The sequence below is a fragment of the Priestia sp. 10L35 genome (assembly GCF_056395685.1).
This window is the reverse complement of sequence record NZ_JBFTKA010000005.1, coordinates 262,992-275,188: the sequence shown is the minus strand read 5'-3', so window position 1 is coordinate 275,188 and position 12,197 is coordinate 262,992. Positions and strand designations below refer to the sequence as shown.

The following is a 12,197-nucleotide window of genomic DNA, read 5'->3' as shown; positions in this document are numbered from 1 at the left end:
GGAGGGATAAAGGATGGAAGGCATTCAAGAATATATTTTTAAATTAATCTTACACGGTGGAAACGGCAGAAGTTCAGCAATGGAAGCGATAGCAGCTGCCAAAAGCGGAAATTTTTCAGAAGCACGTGAAAAGCTTACACAAGCTGCAGAAGAATTAAATGCTGCTCATCATATCCAAACGTCGTTAATTCAAGGTGAAATTAGAGGGGAAAGCACAGAAATTTCTCTGCTCATGATTCATGCTCAAGATCATTTAATGAATGCGATGACGGTAAAAGAAATGGCTACTGAATTTGTAGATTTATATGAAGCAATCAAAATTTCTGGGGGGATTACACTATGAAAAAAGGTATTAAGATTGTAACGATTGGCGGAGGTTCAAGCTATACGCCTGAACTAATAGAAGGATTTATTAAACGATACGATGAACTTCCAGTTCGAGAACTGTGGCTAGTAGACGTTGAAGAAGGAAAAGAAAAGCTAGAGATTGTTGGTAATTTGGCAAAACGAATGGTGAAAAAATCAGGTTTGCCAATTAATGTTCATTTAACGTTAGATCGAAGAGAAGCACTAAAAGATGCAGATTTCGTAACGACTCAATTCCGAGTTGGTTTGTTAGATGCACGAGCGAAAGATGAAAGAATACCGCTAAAATACGGGGTGCTTGGTCAAGAAACAAATGGACCGGGCGGATTATTTAAAGGACTTCGCACGATTCCCGTTATTTTAGATATCTGCCGTGACATTGAAGAGTTATGTCCAGAAGCTTGGCTGATTAACTTCACAAATCCTGCAGGCATGGTAACAGAAGCTGTGCTCCGCTATAGTAACATTAAAAAGATTGTAGGACTTTGTAATGTACCAATCGGAATGGAAATGGGGATTGCTAAGCTGCTTGATGTAGATCACTCTCGCATTCGAATTGATTTTGCTGGTTTAAATCACATGGTCTATGGATTAGATGTATATGTAGATGGTGTAAGCGTTAAAGATCAAGTTATTGATTTATTGAGTGATCCAACTAACAGCAGCTTTGTGAAAAATGTAGCGGGACTTGGATGGGAGCCAGAATTTACAAAAGCCCTAAATGCGTTAACGTGTCCATATCACATGTACTATTATAAAACGCGTGAAATGGTAGAAAAAGAGCTCGTTAATTATGAAAAAGGTGAAACGAGAGCAGAAGTCGTAAAACAGTTGGAAAAAGAGCTGTTCGAACTGTATGAAGATCCTAATCTAGACATTAAACCGCCTCAATTAGAACAGCGCGGCGGAGCCTATTATAGTGATGCAGCCGTTCGATTGATTACATCCATTTACACGGATAAAGGTGATATTCAGCCCGTAAATACTATCAATAATGGTGCCATAGCAAGTATTCCTGCTGATTCTGCCGTAGAAGTAAGCTGTATCATTACAAAAGATGGACCGAAGCCAATTTCAGTCGGCGACCTTCCTGTACCTGTGCGAGGTCTTGTTCAAACAATTAAGTCATTTGAGCGTATTGCAGCTGAAGCAGCAGTGACCGGAGATTATGATAAAGCTATTTTAGCATTAACCATTAATCCTCTTGTGGCTTCTGATAAACTAGCTAAGCAAATTGTAGACGAGATGCTAGAAGCTCATAAAGATTACTTGCCTCAATTTTTTAAAACGGTTCAAGCTTAAAATCAAGCTGTGCGAATACAGTACGTATTCGCACAGCTTTTTTTCTATTTGTAAAGCTAGATTTCTGCCACCATCAATGTAACAATATAAAGTAGAAACGGACAGCAAAGGGTGGCTAGAAATGATTCATTTATTAATTATGATGGTAGAACGAGTCGGAGTTATTGTCATCTTAGGTTTTTTGCTGGCACATACAAAAGTTTTTCGGCAATTTCTCCGCAAACAGCAAGGATATAAAGGAAAAGCTGTACTTATTTTTATTTTTTCTCTTTTTAGCATTATTAGTAACTACACGGGAATTGAGATTCAAGGAACAATTATTCGAAATGAAGACTTATTATTAAAAGTAGATCCATCAAGCTCGATTGCAAATACACGAATTATGGGTGTGGAAATGGGCGGTCTGCTTGGCGGTCCATTTGTTGGTTTAGGAGTAGGAATACTTGCTGGCGTTCATCGCTTTATGTTAGGAGGGAGTACGGCGTTTAGCTGTGCAGTTTCATCCGTTTTAGCAGGGGTGTTAACTGGATATATCGGCTATGCCTACCGGAAAAAACATCGAACGATTACACCGCGCTTTGCTGCACTTGTAGGCATAGCGATGGAAACGCTTCAGATGCTGATTATTTTATTATTTGCTAAACCGTTTGATTCGGCATGGACGCTAGTGAGTATTATTGCTATTCCAATGATTATTGTAAATGGCACGGGAAGCTATATTTTCTTATCTATTATTCAGTCCATTTTACGGCAAGAGGAACAAATGAGAGCGCTTCAGACACACAAAGTATTATTAATTGCGGATCAAACTCTTCCACATTTTCGTCAGGGTCTTACTAGTGAATCATGTGAAAATGTTGCAAATATTATTCATCGCTTCACAGGTACGGATGCTGTTTCGCTAACTGATACGCACAAAATTTTAGCTCATGTAGGGGAAGGAATTGATCATCACGTTCCTTCGCATAGTTTAATTACCGGGCTGTCTCACGAAGTGCTGAAGACAGGAAAAATTATGAAAGCAAAATCGAGAGAACAAATTGATTGTCAGCATAAAGACTGCCCGCTTCATGCCGCTATTGTGATGCCGCTTACTTCTCACGGTACTACCATTGGAACACTAAAAATGTACTTTAAAGATGCGAGCGGGTTAAGCCGAGTGGAGGAAGAGCTGGCAGAAGGATTAGCTAAACTTTTTTCAACTCAGCTAGAGCTCGGCGAAGCAGAGCTTCGAAGTAAATTGCTAAAAGATGCGGAGATTAAAGCTTTACAGGCTCAGGTGAATCCTCATTTTTTATTTAATGCTATTAATACGATATCGGCGCTGTGCAGACAGGACGTAGAAAAAGCCAGAAAGCTGCTTTTGCAGCTAAGCATTTATTTTCGTTCCAATTTGCAAGGTGCAAGGCAGCTGTTGATTCCGTTATCAAAAGAGCTTGATCATGTTCACGCGTACTTATCGCTTGAACAAGCCAGGTTCCCTAATAAATACGAAATTGACATGTATATTGAAGAAGGGCTAGATGATGTCTTGCTTCCACCATTTATTCTTCAAGTGCTTGTGGAAAATGCCATTCGGCACGCCTTTCCGCGTAAACAAAAGCACTGTCGCGTAGAAGTTCATATTGAGACAAAAGATAAATATGTATACGTAAAGGTAAAAGACAATGGACAAGGTATAGACACAAAACGATTGCAAAAGCTTGGCAATCAGCCCGTTTTTTCAGAAAAAGGAACGGGGACGGCTCTTTACAATATTAAACAACGTTTGCACGGATTATTTGGAAAAGAAACAACGCTAGAGTTTGACATAACAGAAGGAACAGCGGTTTCGTTTGTTATACCAATTGAATTAAAAAGCGAGGGTGTATAATATGCTGCGAGTACTAATAGTAGATGATGAAATGTTAGCGCGAGATGAATTAAAATATTTATTACATCGAACGAAAGAAGTAGACTTCATTGAAGAAGCTGAAAGTATCGAAGAGGCGTTGGATAAAATGATGGATGAAAAGCCGGATTTATTATTTTTAGATATACAACTGTCAGATGACAGCGGTTTTGATATTGCTAAAAGGCTTAAAAAAATGAAAAATCCGCCAGCTATTATATTTGCAACCGCGTACGATCAGTACGCTTTACAAGCCTTTGAAGTAGATGCAATTGATTACATTTTGAAGCCTTTTGACGAAGAAAGAGTGGTGCAGGCCATTCATAAATATAAAAAAATGCGTGTTCCTCATTCCGCTGTGAAAGAAGAAGAATCGTTAGGAGAGTCTTCTTCTCAAACTGGAAAGTTAGCGATTTCTGTAGACGATTCGATTGTGTTGGTGAATATAAAGGACATCTTGTTTGTAGGGTTAATAGAAGGAGAAGTCACCATTCAGACTATAACAGAATCCTACCATACTGCTGATACGCTTGCTATGCTAGAAAAAAAGCTCCCTTCTCAGTCGTTTAGTCGTGTGCACAGGGGATATATCGTCAACGTAGATCATATTTCCGAAGTACAGCCTTGGTTTAATTCTACGTATAATTTAGTAATGAAAAACGATGAGCGAGTTCCTGTCAGCCGTACATATGCTAAAGAATTAAAGAAACGTTTAGGAATTTAAGAAAAAAACAGCTTGCGTATGCATTTTGGCAAGCTGTTTTTTGCATTTCAAGGCTCGATTTTTGTAAGTGAGCACAAATATTTGACTCTTTGATTTGAAAACGCTTTCCTATTGATTTTCATTTTATATAATGAAGTCAACAAACAGAGAGAGGTGAAAGAAATGAGTGCTAAAAAAGTGTATGGCTTCTTAACACAAGCATTTATTTTTTCCGTAATTATGTTGATTTCAGATTTTATTGCAGAGCATTTGCCTTTTCCAATGCCTGCTTCAGTCATTGGACTTGTGCTGTTATTTCTTGCACTCTGCTTGAAGATTATTAAACTAGAGCAAGTTGAATCACTGGGAACGGCTTTAACTTCTTTGATCGGATTTTTATTTGTACCAGCAGGTATTTCTGTTATGAATTCATTAGGTGTTATGCAGCAGTACGGCATTCAAATTTGTTTAGTTATCATCGTGGCAACGATTATTTTGTTAGGCGTTACAGGCTTATTTTCACAGCTTATACTTGGCATGACAAAAGATAATAAAGCAAAAGAAGAAATAAAAGATGTAGATATGAGTGAAAAAACGAAAAAACAAGGTATTGCTTAACATCAATTATAAAGAGACAAGGTGGTTGGAAAGATGAATCCGTATTTTGGAATCGTGGTTTCTTTAGCTGCGTACGGCATTGGAACGTATTTATTTAAAAAGTCAAAAGGTTTTTTCTTATTTACTCCTTTATTTGTGGCAATGGTACTAGGAATTGCTTTTTTGAAAATTGGTCATTTTTCTTATGAGGAATATAGCAGCGGCGGGAAGATTATCAGCTTCTTTTTAGAACCGGCAACAATTGCTTTTGCCATCCCTTTATATAAGCAAGCCGATAAATTAAAAAAGTACTGGTGGCAAATTCTTTCTTCTATTGCAGTAGGGTCAGTTTGTTCGGTAGCGATTATTTTTGCGATTGCTAAAGGTATTCATATGGATGAAGTTGTGATGAAATCAATGCTTCCGCAAGCAGCTACAACAGCGATTGCGCTCCCATTGTCTCAAGATATTGGAGGGATTCCTGCTATTACTTCCTTTGCTGTTATTTTTAACGCAGTCATCGTATATGCGCTGGGCGCTTTATTTTTAAAAATATTCAAAGTGAAGAATCCAATTTCAAAAGGATTAGCTCTTGGAACTTCTGGACATGCGCTGGGAGTAGCCGTGGGAATTGAAATGGGAGAAGTAGAGGCAGCCATGGCAAGTATTGCAGTTGTTATTGTAGGCGTCGTCACAGTTGCCGTTATTCCACTTTTTGTTCAGCTAGTCATGTAACAAAAGCCTGAAGGAGTCAGAGATTTTCTGACTCCTTCAGGCTTTTGTTTGTTAATTAATACACCACTCCAAAATGTCGTGATGCGCAGTTTTGACAGGTTGTATGGTCAAAAAGACTCTCAGGAATGATAAATTCAAAACAAAATTGACATTGTTTGAATTGACTTTGTCTATAAAACATTGTCTCTAAGAAAATAGCTGTAATATGTTCAGTTATGTGCTTATGGGAACGTTGTTCTAAAGTGGACCATGGAATAGACTGATGCTCTATGTAAATCGGACAGGAAGTATAGGGTGTATCCCATTGAATGGCTTGATATCCAAACGTAAGGCCATGATGAGCTGCTGATGTAAATATGATTAGATTTTGATGGAATTCTGGCAGAGGTAATTCTAGTTTTTGATCTTTAAGCGATCTCGTTTTGGAATGAAGGTTATACAATTTAATTTGAAAATGAATCCACTGAGTGGCGTGAACGGTTATTGACATGTTTTAAACCTCCAATTCAGACTCTTTCTTTTATCATAATTGATTTCAAAATAAATAAATAGTAGACAAAAAGAAGATAACAAAATTTTATATAGATTACTTATAAGGCGTAGGGAAAGGTGATATAAGCATAGCATCCTTTTTTCTACCCCTTTTTAAAGCATATTAATCTTCTATATAAAAGCTTGCTTTCAACGAATGGTATCGGCGTATTCATACGCTTTAAACAGATTTTAATGTTAGAAGTTATAACAAGGTTCATTTCTTTTAGAGAAGTTTATGGAATAATAAAAACTGTATATTTTACGGTCTGAATCTATGTGTTGGAGGTTTTTATATGACGAAACAAAAGCTGATATTAATCGGAAATGGAATGGCAGGAATGCGCTGTATTGAAGAAATTCTTATTCATTCTCCAGATGGTTTTGATATTACTGTTTTTGGAAGTGAGCCTCACGTTAACTATAATCGAATTTTATTATCAACCGTTTTACAAGGCAGTACAAAGCTTGAAGATATCAATATTCATTCTTTGGCATGGTATAAGGAAAATAATATCACTTTATTTAAAGGAGAAAGCGTTACGCACATAGACACTAAGAGAAAAATAATAAAAACAGATAAAAACAGAGAGACGATGTACGACAAGCTTATTCTTGCTACTGGCTCGAGCCCGTATATGCTCCCCGTTAAAGGGTCTGACAAAGAAGGTGTCCTCGCTTTTCGTACCATCGAAGACTGTCAGGAAATGATTAAAATTTCTAAACAATATAAAAAAGCAGCGGTTATTGGAGGGGGTCTGTTAGGGCTGGAAGCTGCTAGGGGACTATTAAATTTGGGAATGGATGTTCAAGTCATTCATCATTCGGGTTTCTTAATGGAGCGACAGTTAGACAGAGCAGCATCTGCTATGTTAAGGGAAGAATTGGAAAAGCAAGGCATGAGTTTTCTATTAAACAAGCATACGGATGAGATTATAGGGGAAAATCGAGCAGAAGGCGTCCGATTTAACGATAGCAGCAAAATTGCAGCTGATTTAGTTGTAATGGCTACAGGAGTGAGGCCAAATGTTAATCTAGCTAAAAAAAGCGGAATAGAAACAAATAGAGCAATCATCGTAAATGATTATTTAGAAACGAGCATCCCGGATATCTATGCAGTAGGTGAATGCGCGGAACATCGAGGGATGACATACGGCCTTGTTGCTCCTCTTTACGAACAAGGAAAAGTCTTAGCGCGACATCTTTGCCAAATAAAAAACGATGGTTATCGCGGGTCCGTTCTTTCCACTCAATTAAAAATATCAGGAATAGACGTTTACTCAGTCGGAGAGTTCAAGGAAAATCAAGGTGCAAAAGCCATTACTATTTCGAATATGTTAGATGGTATATACAAAAAAGTCGTTTTTCGCGAGGGGAAAATAGTGGGAGCTGTTCTTTTTGGAGATACCAGTGAGGCTATAAAGCTATCACAAATGATTAATGAAAAAAAGGATTTGTCGCAAGCGGAAAAAGTACAATTATTTCCTTCTCAACATGAAAAAGAAAATGCAGTAGCTTCTATGCCACTTACAGATATGGTATGCAACTGTAATGGTGTAACAAAGGGAGCCATTATTGAAGCAGTACAGAAAAATGATTTAACGACAGTAGATGAAATAAAAAATTGCACGAAAGCTTCTGGTTCATGCGGAGGATGCAAACCCCTTGTAACAGATCTTTTAACATATATTCAAAGCGATGAGTTTGATGAAATCATTGAACAAAAAACCTTTTGTACATGTACACATTTATCAGAAGATGAGCTGGTAAGAGAAATGCAGCAATATCAATTTGAGACGGTTCAGCAAGTAAGAGAAATATTAAAGTTTAAAGACATGAAAGGCTGTTCGTTATGTGAAGGCGGTCTTCATTACTATTTAGATATGATGCATCCTCATTATGAAAACAATCGACATTCTTTATTTACTACGGAGAATGAACAGGCCGTTTTGCTTCACGATGGGACTTATGCAGTGGTACCGCAAATTCACGGTGGTCTGACAAATGTACAGGAATTAAGGAACATAGCAAATGTAGCTGAAAGGTACAACATCTCTAATATTCGTTTAACAAGTGATCAGCGCATTCAACTTATTGGAGTGAAAAAAGAATATCTTCCGTTGATAAGTGAGGAAATAGATAGAGGACTTCAGCAGCTATATGAACGTACAGTTAAAAATGTATCTGTTTATATAGGAAAAGGAACGTGTATTTGTCAGCATGAACCTGCTCTTGCTTTATCAAATGAATTAGATAAACAGCTTGAATATGTAAAGACCCCATGTGATATCAAAATCAGTATTGCTTCGTGTTCTCACATTGCAGAGAATGTAACAACAAGTGATATAGGATTAAGCAGAATAGACAGAGGATGGGAAATATATGTCGGCGGAAGCAGCGCAGAAGACAGAAGCGGGGAGCTGTTTTATGTGGCCGAAACGAACGAAGAAGCAGTAGAAATCAGCTGTTCTTTGATTCAATATTACCGTGAAACAGGAAACTATTTAGAAACTGTCGGGAGCTGGATCGAACGAGTAGGAATTGTTCATGTCAGAGAAGTTTTGTTTGAGATAGACAATCGAGAGTATTTAATGAAGCAGCTCAGTTCAGAGCGCTCTCGTGCAATCACATATTTATTATAGGAAAGAAGGGTGACCTACGATGACTGAGATGCTATTGAAATATTTTCGTGAGCAGCAAAAGCAAGTTGAAACCGAGCGTATCTATAATACTCAGTGTCCTTACTGCAGCATGCAGTGCAAAATGCAGTTAGTTGAACAAACACATGTAAAAAGGAAAACGTATAAAACAATTGGAACAGATAACCCTACTTCTCAAGGAAGGTTATGTATCAAAGGAATGAATGCGCATCAGCATCCTTTGCATAAAGATCGGATTCAATATCCTTTATTAAAAGTAAACGGAGAGTTTGTAAAGATTTCTTGGAAAGAAGCTCTTCACTATATTAAAGAAAACGTTACAGAGATTCAAGAGAAAAATGGAGCAGATGCGCTAGGTGTTTATGGAAGTGCCTCTATTACAAATGAAGAAGCTTATTTATTAGGGAAATTTGCTCGAGTTGCGTTAAAAACAAAATATATTGATTACAATGGACGCTTATGTATGTCGGCTGCTGCTTCTGCTGCTAGTAAAACATTTGGCATGGACAGAGGATTTACGAATAGCTTGCAAGAGATTCCGTTTACTGAATGTATTATGTTAGCTGGAACAAATATTGCGGAATGTCAGCCAACGATTATGCCTTATTTTGAGAAAGCAAAAGAAAACGGAGCATTTATTATTGCAATTGATCCAAGAGAAACCGCTACAACTAAAATAGCTGATTTACACTTGAAACTTAAGCCGGGAAGCGACGCGGCATTAGCCAATGGAATCTTGAAGGTCCTTATCGAAGAAAATTATCTAGATGAACGATTTCTACAAGAACGTGTAAATGGATTTGAAGAAGTAATTCAATATGTGGCGTCTCTAGAATTTAATATCATTGAAGAAATAACGGGAGTGCCACTTGAAGAGATGTACCAAGCTGCCCGTATGTTTGGTCAAAGAAAAACGGGAATGATTTTTACTGCTAGAGGGGTAGAGCAGCAAACAGACGGAAGTGCTGCGGTGCGAAATTTTTTAAATATTCTACTTTCTGTTGGGAAAATTGGTAAACCTCGCTGCGGATATGGGGCCATTACCGGTCAAGGAAATGGGCAAGGAGCCCGGGAGCATGGTCAAAAAGCGGATCAGCTTCCAGGCTACCGTTCAATCGAAAATCGTGAGCACCGGATGTATATAGCGGATGTGTGGAACATAGAGGAGAAAGACCTTCCTAGAAAAGGTGTTTCTGCATATGAGATGATTGAAAAAATTCATGACGGTGAAATTAAAGGGTTGTTTTTGATGTGTTCAAATCCAACAGTTTCAAATCCAAACGCTAATTTTGTTAAGAAGGCTTTTGAAAAGCTTGATTTTCTAGTAGTAGCAGATATGTTTGAATCAGAAACAGCAAAATTAGCAAACTTGATCTTACCAGCATCTTCCTACTTGGAAGATGAAGGAACTATGACAAATGTAGAGGGAAGAGTTACATTACGCGAAGCTAGCTTTCCATGCCACGGCGAAATCAAACACGACTGGGAAATACTGTGTGAAATTGCTAAAGTTTTAGGGAAAGAGGAACATTTTTCGTTTGCATCAGCTGAAGAAATATTTAATGAACTGCGAATAGCAAGTAAAGGAGGGATCGCGGATTACTCTGGTATTACGTACGAACGATTACGAGAGGAAAAAGGAATTTTATGGCCATGCAGAAGCTTAACAGATAAAGGAACCGAGCGCCTGTTTGAAACGCGTTTTGCTCATAGTGATGGAAAAGCGATGATGGTCCCTGTCTCGAATCAAGCTATTGTACCTAAAGCAAAAATAACGGAAAAATACCCTCTCTATTTAACAACGGGGAGAGTGATGTCGCACTATTTAACGGGTGTACAAACGCGAAAAAGTGCATCTTTATCTGCTAGAAATTTCGAATCTTTTATGGAAATCCACCCTTCAACAGCGAAAAAATATGAAATTTTGAATCAAGAATTAGTACAAATTGAATCTTCATATGGAAGGGTTGTGGTAAGAAGCAAATTTTCAGAGGGCATTCGGCCAGATACCGTATTTGTTCCTTTTCACTGGGCGGATTCTCAAAATGTTAATAACCTTGTTTCTGAGAAATTAGATCCCGCCTGTAAGATGCCAGGGTTTAAAGTAAGTGCTGTGAAGATTAGCCCTTCTGTAAAAAGAAGCAGCTATTAAAAATGCTGATGCAAAAAGCCTCTTGAAAAAAGAGGCTTTTTGCATGGAATCAGGCAAGGTGCTTTTGGTTAATACGTACATTTTGGTTTTTGAATCCAGAATAATTTAGTAAGAGACAGAATAGGGCAAAAAGCGCTAGTAAGGAAAAACCGACAACGTAGTCTCCGCTTGTATCTTTTATAAAGCCTAGCACAATAGGGGGAAAGAAGCCGCCTACTCCTCCGAATGCTCCTACGATCCCGGTAACAGCTCCAATATTTCCTGTTGAAACAGATGGAACCATTTTAAAAACAGCTCCATTTCCGATACCAAGGGTAATGGCTGCAAGTAAACAACCTACGCTAAATAGGGAGAAGGCAGTGATGGTAAATGCAATAAATAACCCTATTAGTAGCATTCCGGTAAAGACGAAGGTGAGTACTTTTTTTGCTCCGAAGACATCCGATAAATATCCTCCAAGAGGCCGTACAAACGTTGCTAGTACGACAAATACAGCTGTTTTCAGCCCACTGTCTACAGTTGAAGCATTAAATTGATCATGCAAAATGGTAGGAAGATAGATGCTGAACGTTACAAATCCACCAAATGTTAAAAAATAGAAAACGGATAAAAACCACGTTTCTTTAAATTTTAATACCGATAAAGATTCCTGCAGCGTTTTGGGGGAAGCAGCAGAAGGGTGGTCTGAAGTTCCTATCCATAATAAAAGAGCCATTAAGGCTACCGCAATTGCTAAACTCCAAAATACCCAAGGCAAGCCAAAAGAAGAAAAGATAAGTGGAATACTAAAGCTTGCTACCGCCGATCCTAAGTTGCCCATCCCGGCAATTCCCAAAATAAAACCTTGCTTTTGAGGTGAATACCATTTAGAGACATATGTAATGGAAATAGCAAATGTTGTTCCAGCCATGCCGATAAAAAATGCCCAAAAGAGCAGCATAGAATAAGAATGAGTAAAGCCTGCACAAATAGTAGGGAGTAAAAGAGCCAGCATAGTCAAAGAATAGACTTTTCTTCCCCCGAAGCGATCTGTTAAAATCCCCATCGGAATTCGCATGAGGGAACCTAATAAGACGGGAGTGGCAATTAAGATACTTTTTTCAGCATTGGTTAATGAATACATTACTTGAATATCTGCAGCGATAGGTGCGAAGACAGACCATACTGAAAAAGCAATAATCATAGATAAAGTCGAGATAAGAAGTACAGATAAGGGCCGTTTAGAAAACATTACTTAAAAACCTCCTTTTTTATATCCAG

Annotated in this window: 10 protein-coding genes; 8 read left to right on the top strand and 2 right to left on the bottom strand. The window is 38.0% G+C overall.

Features of this window, described 5'->3' with window-relative positions:
- Nucleotides 1-13 precede the first annotated feature (13 nt).
- From AC1DEF_RS19610 to lrgB, 6 genes are all read left to right on the top strand, one after another.
- The gene (locus AC1DEF_RS19610) at nt 14-343 is read left to right on the top strand and encodes a PTS lactose/cellobiose transporter subunit IIA (protein ID WP_025749845.1); all 330 of its coding nucleotides are present in this window, start codon (nt 14-16) and stop codon (nt 341-343) included.
- Nucleotides 340-1,668: a 6-phospho-beta-glucosidase gene (locus AC1DEF_RS19605; protein ID WP_043980400.1), complete on the top strand. Its 1,329-nt coding sequence runs from the start codon at nt 340-342 to the stop codon at nt 1,666-1,668. The genes AC1DEF_RS19610 and AC1DEF_RS19605 overlap by 4 nt, the downstream gene beginning before the upstream one ends.
- Nucleotides 1,669-1,789: 121 nt before the next feature.
- Entirely contained in the window at nt 1,790-3,541 is a 1,752-nt protein-coding gene (locus AC1DEF_RS19600) for a sensor histidine kinase (RefSeq protein WP_043980398.1), read from the top strand.
- A 1-nt stretch (nt 3,542) separates the two neighbouring features.
- Nucleotides 3,543-4,283, top strand: coding sequence for a LytR/AlgR family response regulator transcription factor (locus tag AC1DEF_RS19595; protein WP_097824294.1), 741 nt, complete (start codon nt 3,543-3,545; stop codon nt 4,281-4,283).
- A gap of 162 nt (nt 4,284-4,445) precedes the next feature.
- Nucleotides 4,446-4,880, top strand: coding sequence for an antiholin-like murein hydrolase modulator LrgA (lrgA, locus tag AC1DEF_RS19590; RefSeq protein WP_028412310.1), 435 nt, complete (start codon nt 4,446-4,448; stop codon nt 4,878-4,880).
- 33 nt (nt 4,881-4,913) lie between these two features.
- Entirely contained in the window at nt 4,914-5,594 is a 681-nt protein-coding gene (lrgB, locus tag AC1DEF_RS19585) for an antiholin-like protein LrgB (RefSeq protein ID WP_025749840.1), read from the top strand.
- Between the two features lie 55 nt (nt 5,595-5,649).
- Here lrgB and AC1DEF_RS19580 read toward each other — a convergent pair whose 3' ends face one another.
- On the bottom strand, nt 5,650-6,084 hold the full coding sequence (locus AC1DEF_RS19580) for a hypothetical protein (RefSeq protein ID WP_016763097.1): 435 nt from the start codon (nt 6,082-6,084) through the stop codon (nt 5,650-5,652).
- Nucleotides 6,085-6,421: 337 nt separating this feature from the next.
- Here AC1DEF_RS19580 and nirB point away from each other — a divergent pair, with 337 nt between their 5' ends.
- Complete coding sequence (nirB, locus tag AC1DEF_RS19575; RefSeq protein WP_318330996.1) at nt 6,422-8,767, top strand: nitrite reductase large subunit NirB; 2,346 nt, start codon at nt 6,422-6,424, stop codon at nt 8,765-8,767.
- A 19-nt stretch (nt 8,768-8,786) separates the two neighbouring features.
- Nucleotides 8,787-10,937 carry an assimilatory nitrate reductase catalytic subunit NasC gene (gene nasC, locus AC1DEF_RS19570; protein ID WP_477727530.1) on the top strand — a complete coding sequence of 717 codons (2,151 nt, stop codon included), beginning with the start codon at nt 8,787-8,789 and terminating at the stop codon, nt 10,935-10,937.
- Between the two features lie 49 nt (nt 10,938-10,986).
- On the opposite strand, the gene AC1DEF_RS19565 is transcribed toward nasC, so the two are convergent.
- On the bottom strand, nt 10,987-12,168 hold the full coding sequence (locus tag AC1DEF_RS19565) for an MFS transporter (protein WP_097824290.1): 1,182 nt from the start codon (nt 12,166-12,168) through the stop codon (nt 10,987-10,989).
- Nucleotides 12,169-12,197: the final 29 nt, after the last annotated feature.

What these genes read in the sequence shown, in the direction of transcription:
- AC1DEF_RS19610 (WP_025749845.1), top strand. Translation starts at nt 14, where the DNA reads ATGGAAGGCATTCAAGAATATATTTTTAAATTAATCTTACACGGTGGA.
- AC1DEF_RS19605 (WP_043980400.1), top strand. Translation starts at nt 340, where the DNA reads ATGAAAAAAGGTATTAAGATTGTAACGATTGGCGGAGGTTCAAGCTAT.
- AC1DEF_RS19600 (WP_043980398.1), top strand. Translation starts at nt 1,790, where the DNA reads ATGATTCATTTATTAATTATGATGGTAGAACGAGTCGGAGTTATTGTC.
- AC1DEF_RS19595 (WP_097824294.1), top strand. Translation starts at nt 3,543, where the DNA reads ATGCTGCGAGTACTAATAGTAGATGATGAAATGTTAGCGCGAGATGAA.
- lrgA (WP_028412310.1), top strand. Translation starts at nt 4,446, where the DNA reads ATGAGTGCTAAAAAAGTGTATGGCTTCTTAACACAAGCATTTATTTTT.
- lrgB (WP_025749840.1), top strand. Translation starts at nt 4,914, where the DNA reads ATGAATCCGTATTTTGGAATCGTGGTTTCTTTAGCTGCGTACGGCATT.
- AC1DEF_RS19580 (WP_016763097.1), bottom strand. Translation starts at nt 6,084, where the DNA reads ATGTCAATAACCGTTCACGCCACTCAGTGGATTCATTTTCAAATTAAA.
- nirB (WP_318330996.1), top strand. Translation starts at nt 6,422, where the DNA reads ATGACGAAACAAAAGCTGATATTAATCGGAAATGGAATGGCAGGAATG.
- nasC (WP_477727530.1), top strand. Translation starts at nt 8,787, where the DNA reads ATGACTGAGATGCTATTGAAATATTTTCGTGAGCAGCAAAAGCAAGTT.
- AC1DEF_RS19565 (WP_097824290.1), bottom strand. Translation starts at nt 12,168, where the DNA reads ATGTTTTCTAAACGGCCCTTATCTGTACTTCTTATCTCGACTTTATCT.